Origin of the sequence: Moorena sp. SIO4A1, from assembly GCF_010672065.1 — a bacterium.
In the GTDB taxonomy this organism is placed as follows: Bacteria; Cyanobacteriota; Cyanobacteriia; order Cyanobacteriales; family Coleofasciculaceae; genus Moorena.
Genome location: NZ_JAAHHX010000434.1, coordinates 1 through 1,888 on the forward strand (window position 1 = coordinate 1; position 1,888 = coordinate 1,888).

Annotated in this window: 4 protein-coding genes; 2 read left to right on the forward strand and 2 right to left on the reverse strand. The window is 42.0% G+C overall.

Annotated features, from left to right (window positions below):
- Positions 1-85: 85 nt before the first annotated feature.
- Both F6K53_RS39120 and F6K53_RS39125 read right to left on the reverse strand, forming a co-directional pair.
- Positions 86-331: a DUF4160 domain-containing protein gene (locus F6K53_RS39120; protein ID WP_075896549.1), complete on the reverse strand. Its 246-nt coding sequence runs from the start codon at positions 329-331 to the stop codon at positions 86-88.
- A gap of 274 nt (positions 332-605) precedes the next feature.
- A complete protein-coding gene (locus F6K53_RS39125; RefSeq protein ID WP_143727456.1) occupies positions 606-809 on the reverse strand; it encodes a hypothetical protein in 204 nt (67 codons plus the stop codon).
- 292 nt (positions 810-1,101) lie between these two features.
- Between F6K53_RS39125 and F6K53_RS39130 the strand changes: the two genes are divergently transcribed.
- On the forward strand, positions 1,102-1,500 hold the full coding sequence (locus tag F6K53_RS39130) for a DUF433 domain-containing protein (RefSeq protein ID WP_075896551.1): 399 nt from the start codon (positions 1,102-1,104) through the stop codon (positions 1,498-1,500).
- Between the two features lie 32 nt (positions 1,501-1,532).
- Positions 1,533-1,865: a DUF5615 family PIN-like protein gene (locus F6K53_RS39135; RefSeq protein WP_071986962.1), complete on the forward strand. Its 333-nt coding sequence runs from the start codon at positions 1,533-1,535 to the stop codon at positions 1,863-1,865.
- Positions 1,866-1,888: the final 23 nt, after the last annotated feature.

Sequence of the window (1,888 nt, forward strand, 5' to 3'; positions counted from 1 at the left end):
CCAAACTAGAGGTACGGTAATTTTCCGCCCATCCATTAAATCAACACTAATGGTTTCTTCAGTAAAGTAGACATTCTTAACTCTCTCATCCGCTCGAATTGCCAAAATACCCATACCAAGCCTCTAATAGATTTTTCTGATTTTCCTGGACTATCCCTTGCAATTTCCGAAGTTCCTTAGCACTGAAACCAACATTGCTAGCTAGACTGACTGGTTCCAGCCAGAATTTAGCAGATGAAGCATCACGGTCAATATGGATGTACGGTGGTTCATTCGGTTCATGACTGTAAAAGTAGAAACGATTTGGACCGATCCGTAAAATTGTTGGCATAATGGAATAATTCTAACACTATGCTGGTTACCATGTCTTGAACTTTGGCTTGCAGCGCGATCAAGTCGTCTGGTACTGCGTACGCTCTTGTAGGGTGGGTTCGATAACACAAGATCTATCAAGACATTTATTGACAGAATATCACCGAACGCACCATCCCTTACTGGGCTTCATTCATTTTTAATTTTTAATTTTGAACTTTGAATTAATCACTGAATCTTGCTAATAATTCCTCACGGTATAGCTGAGATAACTGTAATATTAAAGCGGAAAATTATTGATTAGATAAGGACAGCATTGGTTCAATAATACCTCTCAGTTGGTCATCAAGAGAATTAAACCTCACTCTCAACAAGTTTTCGATAATCGCAGTGCGCTCCATCCTCAGACCCTGCTGCATACCTTGTTGTATACCCTGTTGTATGCCTGACTGAGTAGCAGCTTCTAATTTTTCTAATAAAAGTGGTGATAAGCGCATCAATTTTCTCTCTGTCTTGCTCTTATAATTCTGTACTTACTTCTAAGTTACTACGCTCAGAAGATAACAACAATAACGTATTTTACCGAAATTGATTTGTTTCTGGCAGTGCTTCTAATTCATCAATGGCCTGTTGTTGGACCCTGCCTCTGCCTAACATTCTCAAGCATAGAGTGTCTAATGTCTTTGGTAATTTATGTATTACGACTAATCCTGTGCGATCGTGTTATACTAAGAGCATCCGTTAGGATCAGAAGGTAAATTAACCGACAATGCAGACCTTACCTTAAAAATGGCATCCTACTCCCTTAACTTGCCGCTTCAACTTCAAGAAGAAGTAGAACAATGTGCTTTGCGTCAAGGCATTTCCCTCGACGACTTTATTTTATGGGCAGTGGCTGAAAAAGTTGCTGTTCTCAAGCATCAATTCCATGACCCAAGCTTTCCCCACATCACTTATCGTCAAGGAGCCAGTGGTCACCCCGTCTCAGTCATTCGTGGGACAGGGATTCGAGTCCAGACAATTGCGATCGCCACCCACCAATGGGGAATGTCTGCCAAGCAGCTGGCCGAGGAATATGGGTTAACTGAAACTCAAATTAACGACGCACTAGGGTTTTACAGCGCACATCAAACCGAAATTGACAGCGCGATTGTAGCTGAACAAGAGAGCGAAGTAGCCAATGTCTAAACTTCGGCAACACCAAAGATGCGGACACGTCCATCAAAGCCTTACAATCAGCCCTAACCGTTCGTGGTCATGATGTTACTCGGACTCCCAATGAATGGATAGCCAAAGATGCAAGTGATGAAACCCAACTTTTGAAGGCAACGGCTCAAGGGCGATGTATTTTTACATTCAACATCAAAGATTTCTCCGCTTTAGCCATACAATACCCAGAACATCATGGCATTATTCTGGCGGCTCAAAGCAGATGGAACTTATCCGACCTGATTAAGGCACTCGAGCGTTTTCTTTTAGAGACTCAATCAGAAGATTGCTTAGGGCAAGTTCGTTGGTTGAATCAATATCGCCCTATTAGCCGTGATGATTAATGGTGAGTACATGAAGGGGAATA

Bases quoted from the DNA above. Each gene is read 5' to 3' on its own strand.
- F6K53_RS39120 (WP_075896549.1), bottom strand. From the start codon at position 331: ATGCCAACAATTTTACGGATCGGTCCAAATCGTTTCTACTTTTACAGT.
- F6K53_RS39125 (WP_143727456.1), bottom strand. From the start codon at position 809: ATGCGCTTATCACCACTTTTATTAGAAAAATTAGAAGCTGCTACTCAG.
- F6K53_RS39130 (WP_075896551.1), top strand. From the start codon at position 1,102: ATGGCATCCTACTCCCTTAACTTGCCGCTTCAACTTCAAGAAGAAGTA.